Here is a 15,923-nt window from a genome sequence, read left to right on the forward strand (position 1 = left end):
TCACCCGGCAGCTGTTCAGAGTGGTGACATGGACACCGAAGCCTCGATGGCGCCCTCGACGACAACCCGGTCCAGGGCGCTGGCCACCGAAGCAGTGCACGCAGGACGCGACGACCTCGCGGCCCTCGGCCTGCACGCCCCGCCGATCGACCTGTCCACCACCTACCCCTCGTACGACTCCAGGGCGGAGGCCGGGCGGATCGACTCCTTCGCCGCCACCGGTGCCCGGCCCGACGGGCCGCCGGTCTACGCCCGGCTCGACAACCCGACCACCGCCCGGTTCGAGACGGCGCTGGCCCGGCTCGAAGGGACCGCGAGTGCCGTGGCGTTCGCCAGCGGCATGGCGGCGCTCACCGCTGTCCTGCTGGCCCGCGCGAGCATGGGACTGCGCCATGTGGTGGCCGTCCGCCCGCTGTACGGCTGCAGCGACCATCTGCTCGGCGCCGGACTGCTCGGTACCGAGGTGACCTGGACCGACCCGGCGGGCATCGCCGACGCGATCCGCCCCGACACGGGCCTGGTGATGGTGGAGACGCCCGCCAATCCGACGCTCAAAGAGGTGGATGTCCGGGCGGTCGCGCACTCCTGCGGCTCCGTACCGCTGCTCGTCGACAACACCTTCGCGACACCGGTTCTCCAGCGGCCCGTCGAGCACGGCGCGCGGATCGTGCTGCACAGCGCGACGAAGTACCTCGGCGGCCACGGGGATGTGATGGGCGGAGTCGTCGCCTGCGACGAGGAGTTCGCCGCCCGGCTGCGCCAAGTGCGCTTCGCCACCGGCGGCGTGCTGCATCCGATGGCCGGATACCTGCTGCTGCGCGGTCTGTCCACGCTGCCGGTACGGGTACGGGCGGCGTCCGCGAGCGCCGCGGAACTCTCCCGCAGGCTGGCCGCCGACCCGCGGATCGCCCGCGTCCACTACCCGGAACTGGGCGGCGCGATGGTGTCGTTCGAGGTCTTCGGGGACCCGCACCGGGTCATTGGCGCGGTACGGCTCATCACGCCCGCCGTCAGTCTCGGCAGCGTGGACAGCCTGATCCAGCATCCCGCCTCGATCAGCCACCGCATTGTGGATGAAGGAGACCGGCAGGCGGCGGGGGTCGGTGACCGGCTGCTGCGCATGTCGGTCGGCCTGGAGGACGTCGAGGACCTCTGGGCCGATCTCTGCCAGGCGCTGAGCGGCGGGGAGCCCGCCGTGCGTCAGGGCTTCAGTGACGTGCCTGCTCGTGCGGGGGCAGGGCGAGCGGGAGGGACCGTTCCGGAGTCGCGCTCAGCCGGGCGGTGATCACCAGCGTGCCTTCCTCGATCTGGTAGTCGAGCGGCAGCGAGAGCGCGCGCATGGCGGCGACCATGCCGGTGTTGGACGCCTGGGTGACGGCGTAGACGCTCTCGCAGCCGGCCTCGACGGCCAGCGCCACCAGACGGGCCAGCAGCTCGGAGCCGATGCCCCGGCGCTGCCAGTCGTCCTCCACGAGCAGGGCGACCTCGGTCTCGTCGCCGTCCCAGAGCAGATGGCCGAGCGCGACCAGCCGGCCGGAGGCCGTCTGCACGGCGAGGGTGCGGCCGAAGCGCGGGCTCAGCAGGTGGTCGAGATAGCGGTCGGCGTCCCGGACCGGGCCGTGGTAGCGCAGCCGCAGAGTCTGCTCCGAGCAGCGGTCATGCATGGCGCGGGCCGCTTCGAGGTCGGCGTGGTCCGCCCGGCGCACGGTGATCGCGTTGCCCTCGGGCAGGGTGAGTACGTGCTCGCTGCGCGGGACGCGGGGGCCGAGCCGGGCGTCGAGCTCGACCAGGGCGCGGGCCCTGGCGAACTCCGTTGGCGTGAACGGGAGATAGGGCCGCTCGACCGTGATGACGCCGCCCGAGGGGTCACGCAGCCGCATCACCGTCTCCTCCAGTACCCCTTCGACGGGCGCGGTCTCACCGGTGGCGCGTCCGGTGACCGAGACGGCGGGCAGCGAGTGGATGGTGCACCGGCCGAGCAGCTGTCGCAGGGCGAGCGGGAGTTCGGCGGCGTCCAGCGCGGTGCGGGTGGCGAGGCCGAGCACCCGGGTCGGGGCATCCACCAGGTCATGGGCGTCGGCGCGCTCGATCCAGGTGGAGCTGCCGCCGGCGGCGGAGATCGCCCGGGTCAGCCGGGACGCCGGAAGTGCGGCGGGGGCGCGCAGCAGGAACTCGTCGACGGTGCCCTGCGCCAAGGGGTGCGTCTGCAGGGTGAGGATGTCGATCCGGTGCTGGGCCAGCACGTTGCAGAGCGCTGCCAGGCTGCCGGGGGCGTCCCGGACCGTGGTGCGCATCCGCCACAGGGCCGTCTCCCCTGAATCGGTGCCGGGTGCCGGGTGCGGCACGTGGCCGTGGGCCGGGGCCTGGCCCGGGTCCGGCGCGTGGGCCGGGCCGGGCGAGGCGACGGCTGTCCTCGGCTGCGGGGCGGCGGAGGCGTCGAGAGCCGGCGTCCCGTCGGACTCCGGCGGTGGCGCGTGGCTGTGCCGCCGTGCCCACCAGGTGTGGAACGCGGCAGTCGCGGTCAGCGCCAGGGCCGATGCGATGAGCAGATACGGTCCGTCCGGCTGGTGTCCGATCAGGTTGGCGATCGCGTCGGCGACGGCGACCGCGGTGAACAGGGCGGCGAGTTCGATGAGATCCCGACGCCAGTGGTGGGGGCGGCGGGCGCTCTTGGCGGATGTCACATCAGTCATGGCTTCACTGTGACGGAGCGGTGTTGCCTGATCACGAACGCCTTGTGACCGATGGGTTAAGTGTGGATCTAGTCACCTATCGTCGCTTTTTGGCCGCTTGGCCGCTTGGCCGGGGCGCGGCCGAGCCACGCCCCGGCCGGGGCTCACGCAGCCTCCTCCTTGCCCCAGGCGGCCTGCAGCCGTGCCGCCTGCCGGACCAGTTGCGTCGACCCGCCGCGCGCGGCCGTCTCGGCGAGACCGGCTATCGGCCCGGCTCCCTGCGGGCCGCAGCGCTCCGCGCACTGCGCGGCCACGGCCAGCAGATCGCTCAGTCCCCGGGGAGCCCGCTCACGGGACAGCAGTACGGGCAGCACCGGGAGCAGCACCGAGAGAACGGTCCGGTACGCGCCGGTCTCGGCGGCGGCAGCCACCGAGCTCGCCAGCCGTGCGGGTTTCACCAGCTCCCGGCCGATGAGCGTGGTCAGCTCGCCGCCCAGGAGCGCCGCATCGAGCTGTCCCCGGGCGGCGAGGGTGAGCAGGGTGTCCACGGCCGACAGCCGGTCCTCCGGATAGCGGGCGCCGAGCGCGTACCCCAGGGCGAGGTGGATGGCGCCGCCGGCGGGTGCCGCGGTCTCGACGAGGGCGGGCAGGGGTGCCGCGCTGCCGCGCTGGTCCTCGGCGCATGTGGCGACGAAGGGCAGCAGCCACGCCGCCAGCGTCTCACTGTCCTCGGGCAGTACGGCTGTCCACTGCGGAGAACCGCCGCCCCAGTGGTAACAGGTCTGCGGTCCCGGGGTGTGCGGGCGTCCGAGCCAGTGGAACGCGCGGGGAAACTCCTGCTGGATGACCAGGCGTTCCCTGGTGGCCAGCAGGACGCGCCGCGCTCCGGCCGCGGACTGCTGCAACCAGCCCCGGGCCGGGGGCGCTTCGGCCTCCACATGGTGGCGGAGCACGGGTGCAAGCGGTTCGTCGGCCCGGATCCAGGCGGCCAGCCGGTCGCCCTGCGCGGTGCCGAGCGCGGCGGCCCGGTCGGCGGCTTCCTCGCCGCCCGTGCGCCGGACACGGAGCAGGGCCTGCGCGAAGTCGACGGGGCCGGGCTCGGCCCGCAGCTCACGGTAGCGGTGGAGCCGGTCGACGAGCTCCATCGGGTCCAGCGCTCCGGTGTGCCAGGTCGGGGTGGCCAGCAGGAAGGGCAGCTCCCCGGTCCGTATCGCGGCAGCGGCCTCCCACAGCCGTGCGTGCGTCACCCCGTCGAGCGCGGCATGGAAGCAGGCGCCCGCAGCCGCCGACCGGGCCCGGTTCTCGGCGAAGGCATGCTCCGGGGCCTGTTCGAGCAGTGACGCCACGACGACGTGCAGGCCGTCATGGCGCCTGATGAACCGCCAGTCGATCTCGCTCTGCTGACCGGCCTCGGCCCACCACACCCCGGCGAGCGCCAAGCGCAGCGCTTCGACCAGGGCAGTGCGGTTCGTACGGGCGCACCGGATGAGCCCGTCCAGAGTCCGTTCGAACTCGGGGACCTGCCGCGAGCCGGTCCGCACCAGGGCCACCACCTCCTCGACGAGCTCGGCGGTGTTCTCCGTGGCGGGGGAGAGGCGCCTCGGGACGGGGGCCGGTGGCAGGATCTCCTCGTGGACGTCACCGGCCTGCCCGTCGTCGAGCAGATCACCGAACAGGGCGACGGCTGCCGGGCGGTGCACCGGTCCCAACTGCGCTGCCCTATCGGCCAGTTCGCTGCGAACGTCGGCCGGGGTCGAGGGGAGGTGGCGGGCGGTGAGCTTGAGTGCCCGCTCCTGGATTCCGATATCCGGGTGCCCGAACGCCTCGCCCACCACGGGCAGCAGCTGTCCGGCAGCCGACGGATTCCGGCGCAGCACCTTTCCCAGCAGCACCAGTTGAGCACGGACGAGCTTCTTCTCCGTGCGGAAGAGCACCGGACCCGAGGCGTCGGCCAGCTGGGCGACGGACAGCCTGCCGTGACCGTCCAGCCGGGCGAGCACCTCCTGCGCGTGTCCGGCGACCGGCGAGGGGCCGTCCGCGGCCATGGCGATCCAGTCGGAGGTCCGCTCGGCCTCCTCCTGGGCGGTGGGTTCGAGACCGCGCAGCAGCAGCGTGCAGAAGCGCAGGTCGGAGGTCTTCCCGCCGCGCAGCATGCGGGTGACGCAGCGTTCCAGCAGGACGGTCCGCTCAAGCAGTCCCTCCGCCGCGAGGGTGGTCAGCGCGGACGGCCAATTGTCGTCCGGGTCCGGGTATCCGGCCCAGGCCACGGTGGCGGGCAGCTCCGGCATGTCCAGAAGATGTGGCGCCAGGACGCCGAGGTACGGTTCGGCGCGCAGGAGAACGGTCAGCGGCGGGGCCGGCCGCTGCCGCCACCGTGCGGCGTTGATGCGTTCGGCCCAGCCGCGGACCATGCCGTCGGAGGCGGGCAGCGGACAGTCCGCCATCCGCACCAGTTCGACGACGAGCCGGTACTCCGCCTCGGAGTCGACGGAGCGGGCGGCCAGCCGGTGGGCGAGATCGGCGAGCCAGGCCGGATCGCGGTCGGCCAGCGCCTTCAGCACCCACGGATAGGGCGAATGCTCCCACTCGCGCAGTTCCCGGGCGCCGATCCAGGCCGCACAGCCAGCGGCCCCGGCATGGCAGCCGGCACCGGCCACCAGGACGGCCTTCAGGGTCCTGGTGCGCTCGCGCCACTCCCGGTCCCGCGCCTCCTTGCGCAGCGTCTTCAACTCGGCCAGGGCCAGCCTGCGCTCGGCCCGGTCCAGCGGTGCCACCAGGCCGGGCACGTCCCGATGGCGGCCCTCGCGCACGGCGGCGAGCAGCTCCTTCATCGCGCACCCGCAGTGACCGCCGCGCCCCGGCGGGTCATCCGGACCGCCAGCGCGTGTTTGCACGGACCGCGCCGGCCCCGGTAGTCGGCCCACCACTGGCAGGTGCAGCTCAGCGCACCGCCGCTCTCGCGGACCTGGTAGCGGCGGTCGCCGGAGGCCACGGACGCCAGGTCGCCGTCCAGGGTGACCGCGCCCGCCCCGGCCAGCTGCCGTGCGGCCACCAGGCGCGGGTTGTGCCGCTCGGCCCGGTCCGCGTCGTACGGCAGCTCGCGGTGGAAGTAGGCCGCGTCCGCGAGGTCGTAGCCCACGCGGCCCGCCGTCCCCAGCCGGACGAGCGCCGCCCGCACCCTTTCCACCGGCAGGCCCGACTGCTCGGCCAGATCGGCGGGGTCGATCCTCGGCTCCCAGGCGAGCAGCACGGAGATCAGCTCGGCGTCGGCTGCGGCGTCGTCGGTGGCGAGGGACTCCAGCACACCGCCCTCACCGGAGAAGCCTCGGGAGGCGTCGGGCGACAGCGTCAGAGTGAGCCGCATGCCCGGCAGCACCACCTCCCAGGCGCTCGCGGTGGCGGTGCCTTCCGCCACCGGGCCGTACACCCGCAGCGCCGTCGCGTGCCGGAGGACGCGCTGCAGGGTGACCAGCCGCTGCGGCCCCGGCAGACAGACGGCCCCCGGCGTCGGCCGCGTCGTAGGCCGAAGGGTCTTTCCGGCGGGAACCACCCACTGGGCGCCCAGCGATGCCGTGCCCGAGGAACGGGGCAACGACCGCAGGAAGCGGACGGCCTCGGCCGCCGGCAGCTCCGCCCGCAGATCGAAGGAGGCGGAGGCGACCTGTGCCTCGGCGAAGCCCCGCAGCCACCGGTCCGGAAGCGGGACCTTCTTCTCCACGACGCGACCGCCCAACGTGGTGACAGCCATCTCCTGCGGGCCCACCCGCAGATGCAGCGGGTCGTCGCCCGCTATCCGCGAAAGCGCCTCGCGCAGCGGATTGTTCACATCGACATTGGTCGTGCCGTGCCCCGTCTCCGCCCCGTCCAGGCCGTCCCGCAGCACGTCCAGACGGGCGTACACCCCGCAACAGCCGGAGAACGACTCGAAGCGCAGCCGGTCGCCGTTCCCCGTCACCACCGGGTCCAGCGAGGAGAACAGTGTGCGCCGGTAATATCGCGCTGCCGCCACGTCCGCCACCGCGAGCAGGCCGCGGGCCGCGATGCCGGGGGAGCTGAGGAAGCCCTCGAAGAACCGGGGGTGGGGCTCGGCGCCGCGCGGCGTGAGACCGCCCGCTGTCTCCAGGCCGAGCAACTGCCCCGCCTGGGAAGACTGCAGAGCGGACGGACGTGAGTAGGCCAGCGCCTGTACGGATCGGGTCATGAGGAAAACGGTAGGACCCACCACTGACAACGGGCTCGCAGCGGCGTCGGCGCACCCGTGTACGCAACGCCGGCCGGACAGCCGTGCGGCCGCGCGACGAGTGGAAGGGCGGATGGGGGTGAGGCGAACGGACTCCGCTCAGCCCAGGCCCTGTTGGGCCTCGGCCAGCAGGTGAACGCCCCGTTCGATGTCCACCGGTGCCAGTTGCGCGTATCCCAGTACCAGGCTCACGGAACGGTCCGGGGGACGCACGGTCCCGCATTCGCTCATCAGCCGCAGCGCGATTCCGGCGTCGGCGGCGCGGGCGGCGAAACCGGCCTCGGGCCCGTACCGTTCGGGCAGCCGGGCGATGATGTGGAGTCCTGCGGCGATGCCGCTGACCTCGGTACCGGGGAAGTGCTCGGCCAGCGCGGCGGTCAGGGTGTCGCGGCGTGCGCGGTAGGCGCGCTGGCAGCGCCGCAGCTGACGGTCATAGCCTCCCCGGGCGATGAAGTCGGCGAGCACGGCCTGGTCGACGGCGGGGTTGCCGAGATCCATCGTGCGTTTGCGGTCGACGATCTCTTCCGTCATCGACGCCGGTGCCAGCAGCCACCCCAGCCGCAGACCGGGTGCCAGCGATTTGCTCACCGACCCGGTGTACACGACATGCTCCGGATCCAGCCCCTGCAGCGCTCCGACGGGGGCCCTGTCGTAGCGGAAGTCGCCGTCGTAGTCGTCCTCCATGATCACCCCGTCCACGTCCCTCGCCCAGTCCAGGAGCTGACTGCGGCGGGCGGCGGAGTAGGCGATTCCGGTGGGGAACTGGTGGGCCGGGGTGGTCATCACGGCACGCACCCGGGAGCGCACGAGCGGCTCCGTGGCCAGGCCCTCGTCATCGAGCGGCAGCCCGGTCGTGGCCAGGCCCGTCGAGGCGAACAACGTGGCGTGTTCGGGGCTTCCGGGATCCTCGACACCGACGGTCCGCATCCCGCGTTCGCGCAGCACGAACCCGAGCAGCGTCGTCGCCTGCGCCACTCCCGAGCAGACCAGCAGTCGCTCGGGATCGGCCACCACCCCGCGCCGCCTCGCCAGCAGGGCGGCCAGCGCGACCCGCAGCTCGGGCAGCCCACGTGGATCCGGATAGCCCAGCGCGCTGTGCGGCAGCCTGCCGAGCACCGAACGGTGCGCGGCGGCCCAGGCGCTGCGCGGAAAGAGTGAGAGGTCCGGCGTACCCGGCCGGAAGTCGACGAGAGTGCCGGGACCGCGCGGCGCGAGGTCGCGGGCCCGGTTCGCCGCGGCACGGGCCGATCCGCTCACCCAGGTCCCCGCCCCGCGTCCGCTGTGCAGATAGCTCTCGGCGGTCAGCTGTTCGTACGCCTCGGTGACCAGGCCCCGCGAGACGCCGAGATCGGCAGCGAGCTCACGACTGGACGGGAGCCGTGTCCCCGGTGTCAGGCGGCCGGAGCGGACGGCGTCGCGCAGCGCCGACTGGAGAGCGCGACCGCGCCCGCGCGCCGGAGCGGACGCTGCCGGAAGCAGCAGCTCCCAGGCGGCGGAGAACGCTTCCCGGTCGCTGCCCCCGCCACTGTCCGGTACTGAATTGGTCCCCGAAGACGTCATGGAAGTGGACCTTAAACCGGACCGCCCGGCTCCATAGCGTTGGCACCATGAATACGACCTCTCTGCGCGGCGCTGTGCTCGCCGCCTTCGCCTGCACCCTGGTGGGCGCCTCCTTCACCGCCAACAGTCTCCTCGGCGACTACCCGTACGCCGGTGGCCAGGCGCTGCGCTACGGCCTGGCAGCCCTGCTGCTCCTGCCTCTGCTGCGGCGGGGCGGGGCGCCCCCGCCCACTGCCACGCTGCGCACGCTCACCGGCCGCCAGTGGGCACGGCTGGCCCTGCTCGCGGCCGTCGGAATGGTCGGCTTCAACCTGGCCGTACTGACCGCCGAGCAGAGTGCGGAACCCGCAGTTCCGGGAGTTTTCGTCGGCTGCGCGCCGATCGTCGTGGCAGTGCTGGTGCCGTTGCTGGACGGGCGCCGGCCGACGCGCGCCGTGCTCTACGCAGCGGGACTGGTCGCCGCGGGCGCCTTCACGGTCCAGGGCTGGGGCCGAACCGACCTGGCGGGCATCATCTGCTCCGTCGGCGCACTGGCAGGCGAGGTCGGCTTCGCGGTCATCGCCGTACCCGTCCTGCGTCCGCTCGGCCCGCGGCTGCTGTCCGCCACGGTCTGTGTGATCGCCGCCGTGGAGTCGGTCGTACTGGGCCTGCTCCTGGACGGCGGAGGCTTCCTGCCGATGCCCTCGGGCGGTGAGGCGGTGGCGCTCCTCTGGCAGGCCGCCGTCGTCACGGTCATCGGATTCGTCTGCTGGTACATGGGCCTGCAGCGCATCGGCGCCGAACGCGCCACGCTCTTCTGCGGCCTGGTCCCGGTCTCCGCAGCGCTCACCGCACCTCTCGTCGGCACCGGTTCCTACGGTGTCGCGCAGGCCGCCGGCAGCTGCCTGGTCGGGCTGGGCGTGGCCCTCGGGTCGGGCTTCCTGCGGCGGAGCGGGTCCGTGCCCGCGACGGATTCAGCGGCTGGTGTCGAGAATCACCCGGGCCACGAGAGCGGGGTCGTCGTTCATCGGGACATGGCCGCAGCCGGGCAGCCGGACCAGCCGGGCGCCGGGGACAGTGTGCTTGGCCCGGATTCCCTGACGGCGAAGGAGCAGCCGGTCGCCGCTGCCCCAGGCGATGGATATCGGCAGGCCCGGCACATCGTCGGTGAACATGACATCACGTCCGGCGGCCAGCGTCTGGTCGAAGCCGGTCGCCTCGCGCAGGGCGAGCGTCTCGAGCACCGCAGCCTCCGGTGAACGGCGTCCGGGCCGGGCGTAGATGGTGCTGGTCAGTACCGTCCGCCCGGCCGGGGTGCGGGAGAGCCGCTCTATGAGCGGCAGCGGCATCGAACCGGCGGCCAGCCGCATCGCGCGCAGCGTGCCGAACGCGTAGCGCCGCTCGCCCTCCGTCCAGAAGCCGGCGGGCGAGAGCGCCGTCACCGAGCGCACGAGCTTCATCCGACCCAACTCCAGGGCCAGCAGCCCGCCGAGCGAGTTGCCCGCCACATGGGGTCGGTCCAGGCCCAGCGCCTCGCAGAAGGCCCCCAGCAGCGGTGCCACGGTCGTCAGGTCGTACGGGACGCCGTCGGGCTGCGCGGGAGAGGCGCCGAAGCCCGGCAGGTCGACCGCGATGACGTCCCGTTCCACGGCGAGGACGGGGATCACCGGGTCCCAGGCCTGGCGGTGGTGGCCGATGCCGTGGAGGAGCAGCAGCGGCTCCCCGGCCCCCGTCCGCTCGTACGCGACGGACACGGTGCGCGGCCCGCGCGGTGAATCGACGGTGAACGAGGCCGTGGTTGCCATCGGGACGCTCCTGGGTGTTCCGGCACGGTGCGGCCGTGCCCGCAGGCGACTTAGACAAGTCGTCAACAAGAATTACCGTCAGGTAGCTTGGAGTTCAAGAGGCCGGGGCGATTCGAACTGGACAGGGTGCGTCACGTCGGCTGGGATGGGGCGGTGGCAACCGACATCCTGACCGACGTGTTTGAAGAGCACAGACCCGTACTCACCGGGGTCGCCTACCGCATGCTCGGCCGGATCGCCGATGCGGAGGACGTGGTCCAGGAGGCATGGCTCCGCTGGTCGTCCGTGGTGCGCGAGGACGTGCGCGAACCACGCGCCTTCCTCGTGCGGACCGTCACCCGCCTAGCCATCGACCGGCTGCGGCACCTCCGGTCGCGGCGCGAGTCGTACGTCGGGCCCTGGCTGCCCGAACCCCTCGTCACCGACTTCGGTCCCGCCGTGCCCGACACCGCGGAGCAGGCCGTGCTCGCCGACTCCGTCTCGGTCGCGGTGCTCGTCGTCCTCGAATCGCTGTCCCCGCTGGAGCGCGCCGTCTTCGTCCTCCGCGAGGCCTTCGGCTTTCCGTACAGCGAGATCGCCACGACGCTCGACCGGACGGAGGCCGCCGTCCGTCAGCTCGCCGGGCGTGCCCGGCGCCATGTGGAGGAGCGTAAACCGCGTTACGACGTCGACCCCGTCCAGCGTCGTGACCTGACGGAGCGGTTTCTCGCGGCGGCCGCGGGGGGCGACATCGAGGCGCTTCTCGCGCTCCTCGCACCGGACGTGCGGCTCGTCGGGGACAGTGGTGGGAAGTCGAAGGCGCCGCTGCGGATCCTGGAGAGCGCGGACAAGGTCAGCCGCTTCCTCCACGCCGTCGCACGCGAGCCGGTCTCGGACCTGGAGGTCCGGAGCCTGGAGTTGAACGGCGGGCCGGCACTGCTGGTCCTCATCGGCGGAAAGCCCGATTCCGTCATGCAGGTGGAGGTGAGGGACGGCCGCATCCAATGCGTGTATATCGTCCGAAACCCCGACAAGCTCATCACCTTCGATGGAGCCTGACCGACTGGAACCTCTGCCCCTCGCACTCCACAGGCCTTCCGTACTTCTCCACTTCTCCTCCGGCCTCCCGTGTCATTTCCTTCCCTTCGCTCCCTCCCGGTCGCCGCCGGCCGGTAGGACCCAGAGCGCCCTCGAAGCCCCACGGACCCGCCCGGACGTGGGGCTTTGTGCTGCGCATGGCGCACCGGTGCACGAACGCCCTGTGAACGCTCTGCGACAGCACCCCGTTTCACAGGGTTACCGGCTAAGGATTGGTCTTGACCAAGGGGGTGCGCCGTCCTATGGTCGCAACGTTAAGACAGGAACCTTTAATAAATAACGTCGCGGAAAAGCCGCTGGGCGATTGCGGAGGACAAGGGTGGGGACCACGCAGCTGGAATCGGTACCGGAGCCGAAGTACTGGCACCTCAAGACCGTGCTCAGTGAGGCACTCGACTCGGACTTTGCGGTGGGGGAGGTCCTTCCCAACGAGCGGGAGCTCGCCGCCCGGTTCGGCGTCGCACGGGCCACGCTGCGGCAGGCATTGGAGCAGCTCGAACTCGAAGGCAGGCTGCAGCGCCGCCGGGGTGTGGGAACCACGGTCGCGCCGCCGCGTCTGGGCGTGGCCGTCTCCACCGCTCAGCACGACTGGAGCGGAGGCGGCGCGGGCGAGGCGTGGCAGCCGGTGGACTGCCGGAGCGCGGCCGCACCTGCGGCGGTCGCCGACGCGCTCGACGTGGGGGGCGAGGAGCTGGTCCACATCGTGCGCCGGATCCGGGTCTCCCACGGGCAGGCCGTCGCGGCGGAACTGCTGTACGTGCCGTCGTCCTCGGTCCCCGAGCTTTCGGCGATAGACACTCCGTCCGGCTCCGCCAGGGCCCGCAACATCGTGCGCGAGCTGCACCGCCTCGGGCTCGACGGCCAGGACCGCTCGGTGGAGCTCGGTTCGGCACGCGCCGACGACGCCAAGGAGCTCGACCGGCTTCCGGGGGCTCCCGTCCTCGTCGTCACCACCCGGTACCTCGCCGCAGGCGGGACGGCGGCCGTTTCCATCGCCACCTACCGGGCCGACACCTGCCGGCTCACCTTCGGTGACTCGGGCGACGTGGAGATCAGCCACCACGACCAGCAGCGCCAGGCATCCTGACCGGACGTCCCTCCCGGCCGGCAGCCGGGACCCGCACCATACGGCCCGTCGCGCTCAGCGGCGGGCCGTCACCGTTCCCTCCACCGCGAACAGCTGCTCCTCGACGTGGTCGAGCGCCAGCCGCAGGGCCCCCGTCGCGACAGCCGCCTCGCCGAGCAGTGACAGCGCCACGCGTGGGGGCCGGAGGCAGTAGCGGGCCAGCTCACCGCGGAGCGGGTTCAGTACCCCGTCCAACCCGGCGGCCCATCCGCCGACGACCACGAGCTCGGGATCGAGCGCCAGGACCAGTGCCGCCACATCGTGGACGAGTCGCTGGATGAAGCGCTCGACCGCAGCCTGTGCCTGCTCGTCGCCGTGCCGCGCCTTCGCGAACACGGCGGCCACCGCATGCTCGTCGAGCGGGTCCAATGGGGTGTCCGTCGTGGAGAGCAGCTTCTCCGGTGTGACGTCGCGGCCGAGCAGATGCAGGGCGCCGATCTCGCCCGCCGCACCGCCGAAGCCGCGGTGCAGCCGCCCGCCGATCAGGGACCCCGCTCCGGGACTCAGCCCGGCCAGCACGAACACGATGTCGTCGGACTCCGTGGCCGCGCCCTTCCAGTGCTCCGCGACGGCTGCGGCGTTCGCATCGTTCTCCACGAGAACCGGACAGCGGAAGGAGCGCCGCAGCCGTTCACCCAGCGCCAGGCCGGTCCAGCCGGGAAGCGCGGTGCCCAGCCTGACGGTGCCGTCGGCCTCCACGATGCCGGGACTGCCGACCCCGACCGCGCGCAGGCTGCTGCGGGCCACGCCGGTCCGCCGCAGCACCTCGGCGACCACGGTCCGCACCTTCTCGAGGCGGTCGTCGGCGCAGGCGGTCTCCGACACGGCCCGTGAGCCGGCGCCGATGATCCGGCCGTCCAGGCCCGACAGCAGCGCCGAGACCCGGTGCGGGCCGATTTCGATGCCCAGCAGATGTCCGGCCTCGGCACGGAACCGGAAACGCCGGGCCGGACGGCCCTGTCGTCGTGCCTCGGCGCCGTCGGGCGCCGACTCGACGACCAGGCCGGCCTCGAACAGTCCTTCCATGACGCCCTCGACCGTCGGCCGCGAAAGGCCGGTGATCCGCGTCAGGTCCGTGAGGGTCGGGGAACCGGCGCCCCTGAGGGCGTGCAGCACCACCGCGGAATTGATCCGACGCAGCAACGACGGATCTCCACCGGTCAGCCGGCCCACGGTGTGTCCTCCCAGCTCGTGCGCATGTCAGGCGGATCGTACTCGTTGCACAGGGGCAGGGCGACTGCGGGACACAACGCCGTCCGGGAAGGACGGGAAGCACCCGGTGCCCGGCCTCGCTCGGGCCCTGCTCCGGCCCTACTCCGACCTTCGTTCGGCCCTGCATTTGTCCTCTCTGACCCTGCTGCCGTCCTCCTGCATCCTCGCCTCGGTCTGGCTTTGGTGGGGGCGTTCGGCTGGGACCGGTGCTGTGTGCCGCGTCAGCGCCGGCTTCTTGGTGGCGCATGCCGGGTGGCCCAGGCACTGTCGGGTTCGGTAAGGCACCCTGTCGGGTTCGGCTCGGCTCCGTGTGGGGCTCTGCCCGGGGCCGAGTCGGGTTCGGGCGACTTCGTGTGGGGTTCGGCCCGGGGACCGAGTCGGGTTAGGCCCGCTCCGTATGGGGTTCGGCTCGATGTCAGCTGGGAGCGACGAATCCGGACTCGTAGGCGGCGATGACGGCCTGGGTACGGTCGCGGGCGCCCAACTTCGCCAGCACCGCGCTGACATGGGTCTTCACCGTCTGCACGCCCACCACGAGCCTTTCCGCGATCTCCGCGTTGGACAGCCCCCTGGCCATCAGCCGCAGCACAGCGGCCTCCCGCTCAGTGAGCGAGGCCCGGTCCATGACCTCACGTGCCCTGCTCGTGCCGTACTCGGCGGCGAGCTGCCGGACTGCCGCCGGGAACAACAGGGACTCGCCCTCCGCCACCAGCCGAACCGCGTTGACGATCTCGGCCGGCCGGGCCCGCTTGAGGAGGAAACCGTCCGCCCCCGCGCGCAGCGCCTCGTAGACGTATTCGTCATTCTCGAACGTCGTCACCACCAGGATCTTCGGCGGATCGGGCACCGTGCGCAGCACCACCCTGGTCGCCTCGATACCGTCCATCAGCGGCATCCGTACGTCCATCGCCACGACATCGGGCCGCAGCTGACGTACCAGGGGAATCACCGCGGCTCCGTCACCCGCCTCGCCGACGACCTCGATATCTGGCTGGGCCTCCAGGACCGCGCGCAGACCCGCGCGGACCAAGGGCTCGTCGTCGACGAGAAGAACGGTAACCGGCATCCGGTCAGCGTATGCGGTTCAGCGGAAGGCTCGCGTGCACCATCCATTCCCCTTCGTGCAGGCCCGTCTTGGCGCTCCCACCCAGCAGAGCGGCTCTCTCCCGGATACCCCGCAGCCCGCTTCCACCCCCGGGCGTACCAGCCGAACCCGTGAACGGATTGGTGACCTCCAACTCCAGCCGGCCCTCCGCGACGCTGATACGGACCCGGACCGGGGCGGCCCGCGAATGCCGCAGGGCATTGGTGAGGGACTCCTGAAGGATGCGGTACCCCTCACGGGACACCGAGCCAGGAACCTGCTCCAGCGGCCCGGAGACCTCGGCATCGACCTCCGTCCCGGCCCCCCGCGCGGAGTCCAGCAACCGGTCCGCCTCAACCAGGGAAGGTCGTTGCCCCGCAGGCGTACCCGACTCACGCAGTACCCTCAGCACCCGTTCCAGATCATCGAGCGCGTCGCGGCCCGTCTCCTCGATCGCCACCAGCGCACGTTCGGTGAACTCCGGGTCACGTGCCGCCCTCGCGGCACCCGCCTGCACCACGGCCACCGTCAGGGCGTGCCCGATCGAATCGTGCAGCTCGCGCGCGATCCGATTGCGCTCCAGCAGTTGTTCGGTGCGTTCCTCCAGCATCGTCAGCCGCTGGACCGGCGTCGGGCCCAGCAGCCAGCGGGCCGCCGCGGTGATCAGCTCACCACAGCCCACGATCACCGCAAGCAAGATCAGCAGTGGAACGGGCGTGAGGAGAGCAGCCCACCAGTTCGGTCCGAGTCCGCCGGCGAACCATTCGTCGCTCGGTGTCGAACCGAACGTGGAGCGGACGAGGTCGACTGTCGTGGCCGAGAGCCATGCCGTTGCGAGCCCGGCCAGGCCCGCGCACAGCAGCCGCACCTCCAGCCAGAGTGCGGTCCGCCAGCGCTCGGACCAAGAGACGGACGGTGCAACGGAGATGGTCGCGTCCGGAGTGCCGCGCTCCGCAGGCGTGAGCAGCAGTTGCGCCTGCATCCCCTCTGCGAGCCGCATACCGGGTATCAGGCCGACCAGCGCCGCGAGGACGAGAGGCACCCACGGCGTGTCCATCGAGATGAACAGCCACACGCTCACGGCGGCGGACGGCATGAGCAGATGCAGCCAGCGGGTATAGGTGACCAGCGCGGTCAGCGGGTGGAGGAAGCGGAGCATGCCGCCCAT

Annotated in this window: 11 protein-coding genes and 1 pseudogene; 4 read left to right on the forward strand and 8 right to left on the reverse strand. The window is 72.2% G+C overall.

The window, feature by feature from the left end:
* Positions 1 to 28: 28 nt before the first annotated feature.
* Positions 29 to 1,285 carry a PLP-dependent aspartate aminotransferase family protein gene (locus EDD93_RS29325; RefSeq protein WP_123528502.1) on the forward strand — a complete coding sequence of 419 codons (1,257 nt, stop codon included), beginning with the start codon at positions 29 to 31 and terminating at the stop codon, positions 1,283 to 1,285.
* On the opposite strand, the gene EDD93_RS29330 is transcribed toward EDD93_RS29325, so the two are convergent.
* From EDD93_RS29330 to EDD93_RS29345, 4 genes are all read right to left on the reverse strand, one after another.
* Positions 1,209 to 2,693 carry a GNAT family N-acetyltransferase gene (locus EDD93_RS29330; protein ID WP_123528503.1) on the reverse strand — a complete coding sequence of 495 codons (1,485 nt, stop codon included), beginning with the start codon at positions 2,691 to 2,693 and terminating at the stop codon, positions 1,209 to 1,211. The two genes, EDD93_RS29325 and EDD93_RS29330, sit on opposite strands and share 77 nt — an antisense overlap.
* A gap of 143 nt (positions 2,694 to 2,836) precedes the next feature.
* Positions 2,837 to 5,503: a DUF6493 family protein gene (locus EDD93_RS29335; RefSeq protein ID WP_123528504.1), complete on the reverse strand. Its 2,667-nt coding sequence runs from the start codon at positions 5,501 to 5,503 to the stop codon at positions 2,837 to 2,839.
* The gene (locus tag EDD93_RS29340; RefSeq protein WP_123528505.1) at positions 5,500 to 6,873 is read right to left on the reverse strand and encodes an SWIM zinc finger family protein; all 1,374 of its coding nucleotides are present in this window, start codon (positions 6,871 to 6,873) and stop codon (positions 5,500 to 5,502) included. The genes EDD93_RS29335 and EDD93_RS29340 overlap by 4 nt, the downstream gene beginning before the upstream one ends.
* 138 nt (positions 6,874 to 7,011) lie before the next feature.
* Positions 7,012 to 8,472: a PLP-dependent aminotransferase family protein gene (locus EDD93_RS29345; protein ID WP_123528506.1), complete on the reverse strand. Its 1,461-nt coding sequence runs from the start codon at positions 8,470 to 8,472 to the stop codon at positions 7,012 to 7,014.
* Between the two features lie 47 nt (positions 8,473 to 8,519).
* Between EDD93_RS29345 and EDD93_RS29350 the strand changes: the two are divergent.
* A pseudogene (locus EDD93_RS29350) lies at positions 8,520 to 9,368 on the forward strand (DMT family transporter); the annotation flags it as partial.
* A gap of 57 nt (positions 9,369 to 9,425) precedes the next feature.
* Here EDD93_RS29350 and EDD93_RS29355 read toward each other — a convergent pair.
* Entirely contained in the window at positions 9,426 to 10,256 is an 831-nt protein-coding gene (locus EDD93_RS29355; protein WP_123528507.1) for an alpha/beta fold hydrolase, read from the reverse strand.
* Between the two features lie 153 nt (positions 10,257 to 10,409).
* On the opposite strand from EDD93_RS29355, the gene EDD93_RS29360 reads away from it, so the two are divergent.
* Both EDD93_RS29360 and EDD93_RS29365 read left to right on the forward strand, forming a co-directional pair.
* Positions 10,410 to 11,294 (forward strand): RNA polymerase sigma-70 factor, encoded by an 885-nt coding sequence (locus EDD93_RS29360; RefSeq protein WP_123528508.1) that lies wholly within the window; start codon positions 10,410 to 10,412, stop codon positions 11,292 to 11,294.
* Positions 11,295 to 11,652: 358 nt separating this feature from the next.
* Positions 11,653 to 12,420: a GntR family transcriptional regulator gene (locus EDD93_RS29365; protein WP_123528509.1), complete on the forward strand. Its 768-nt coding sequence runs from the start codon at positions 11,653 to 11,655 to the stop codon at positions 12,418 to 12,420.
* 54 nt (positions 12,421 to 12,474) lie between these two features.
* On the opposite strand, the gene EDD93_RS29370 is transcribed toward EDD93_RS29365, so the two are convergent.
* The 3 genes from EDD93_RS29370 to EDD93_RS29380 all read right to left on the reverse strand — a co-directional run bounded on the left by EDD93_RS29370 (position 12,475) and on the right by EDD93_RS29380 (position 15,914).
* The gene (locus tag EDD93_RS29370) at positions 12,475 to 13,632 is read right to left on the reverse strand and encodes an ROK family protein (RefSeq protein WP_123528510.1); all 1,158 of its coding nucleotides are present in this window, start codon (positions 13,630 to 13,632) and stop codon (positions 12,475 to 12,477) included.
* Positions 13,633 to 14,086: 454 nt separating this feature from the next.
* Positions 14,087 to 14,737, reverse strand: coding sequence for a response regulator transcription factor (locus EDD93_RS29375; protein WP_123528511.1), 651 nt, complete (start codon positions 14,735 to 14,737; stop codon positions 14,087 to 14,089).
* Between the two features lie 4 nt (positions 14,738 to 14,741).
* Positions 14,742 to 15,914 (reverse strand): sensor histidine kinase, encoded by a 1,173-nt coding sequence (locus EDD93_RS29380; RefSeq protein ID WP_123529420.1) that lies wholly within the window; start codon positions 15,912 to 15,914, stop codon positions 14,742 to 14,744.
* Between the last annotated feature and the right edge of the window lie 9 nt (positions 15,915 to 15,923).

This window comes from Streptomyces sp. 840.1 (genome assembly GCF_003751445.1).
Lineage (GTDB): Bacteria > Actinomycetota > Actinomycetes > Streptomycetales > Streptomycetaceae > Streptomyces.

Bases quoted from the DNA above. Each gene is read 5' to 3' on its own strand.
- EDD93_RS29325 (WP_123528502.1), top strand. From the start codon at position 29: ATGGACACCGAAGCCTCGATGGCGCCCTCGACGACAACCCGGTCCAGG.
- EDD93_RS29330 (WP_123528503.1), bottom strand. From the start codon at position 2,693: ATGACTGATGTGACATCCGCCAAGAGCGCCCGCCGCCCCCACCACTGG.
- EDD93_RS29335 (WP_123528504.1), bottom strand. From the start codon at position 5,503: ATGAAGGAGCTGCTCGCCGCCGTGCGCGAGGGCCGCCATCGGGACGTG.
- EDD93_RS29340 (WP_123528505.1), bottom strand. From the start codon at position 6,873: ATGACCCGATCCGTACAGGCGCTGGCCTACTCACGTCCGTCCGCTCTG.
- EDD93_RS29345 (WP_123528506.1), bottom strand. From the start codon at position 8,472: ATGACGTCTTCGGGGACCAATTCAGTACCGGACAGTGGCGGGGGCAGC.
- EDD93_RS29355 (WP_123528507.1), bottom strand. From the start codon at position 10,256: ATGGCAACCACGGCCTCGTTCACCGTCGATTCACCGCGCGGGCCGCGC.
- EDD93_RS29375 (WP_123528511.1), bottom strand. From the start codon at position 14,737: ATGCCGGTTACCGTTCTTCTCGTCGACGACGAGCCCTTGGTCCGCGCG.
- EDD93_RS29380 (WP_123529420.1), bottom strand. From the start codon at position 15,914: ATGCTCCGCTTCCTCCACCCGCTGACCGCGCTGGTCACCTATACCCGC.